1 protein-coding gene is annotated in these 896 nt (G+C 66.6%); it reads right to left on the bottom strand.

The window, feature by feature from the left end:
- A partial coding sequence (locus tag N8H22_RS20050) for an FAD-dependent oxidoreductase (protein WP_264592226.1) occupies window positions 1-896 on the bottom strand: 896 nt, incomplete at both ends.

Raw genomic sequence — 896 nt, 5'->3', positions numbered from 1 at the left:
GTGCCCTTGAGCCATTCGCTGTTGGGCAGCAGGCCGATCTGCACGAAGATGCCTTCCAGCTCGACCTCGTGCACCTCTTCGCTGGCGCGGTCCTTGTAGACCAGGCCGGTGACCTTCTGGCCGTCGCCCTTGACCTCGGTAGTCTGCGCCATCTTCAGCACGCGGACGTTGGGCAGGCTGTTGAGCTTTCGCTGCAGCACGGCGTCGGCGCGCAGTTCCTCGCCGAATTCCAGCAGGGTCACATGAGCGACGATGCCGGCCAGGTCGATGGCGGCTTCCACGCCGGAGTTGCCGCCACCGATCACCGCCACGCGCTTGCCCTTGAACAGCGGGCCGTCGCAGTGCGGGCAGTAGGCGACGCCGCGGCCACGGTATTCCTGCTCGCCGGGCACGTTCATCTCGCGCCAGCGCGCACCGGTAGCGAGGATCAGGGTCTTGGCCTTGAGCTCGCCGCCGTTCTCGAACTGCACGCGGTGCAGGCCGTCTTCACCGGCCGGGATCAGCTGGCTGGCGCGCTGCAGGTTCATGATGTCGACGTCGTACTCACGCACGTGTTCTTCCAGCGCGCGGGCCAGTTTCGGGCCTTCGGTTTCCTTCACCGAGATGAAGTTCTCGATGGCCATGGTGTCGAGCACCTGACCGCCGAAGCGCTCGGCGGCGACACCGGTGCGGATGCCCTTGCGTGCGGCGTAGATCGCTGCGGCGGCGCCGGCCGGGCCACCGCCGACCACCAGCACGTCGAAGGCGTCCTTGGCCTTGAGCTTCTCGGCGTCACGGGCGCTGGAGCCGGTATCGAGCTTGGCGAGGATCTCTTCCTCGTTCATGCGGCCCTGGGTGAACAGCTCGCCGTTGAGGTAGATGCTCGGCACCGACATGATCTGCCGCGCTTCGACTTC

This window comes from Stutzerimonas sp. S1 (genome assembly GCF_025966695.1).
Classification (GTDB): domain Bacteria; phylum Pseudomonadota; class Gammaproteobacteria; order Pseudomonadales; family Pseudomonadaceae; genus Stutzerimonas.
The sequence above is the reverse complement of the archived record's forward strand: the minus strand, read 5'-3'. Positions and strand labels throughout refer to the sequence as shown.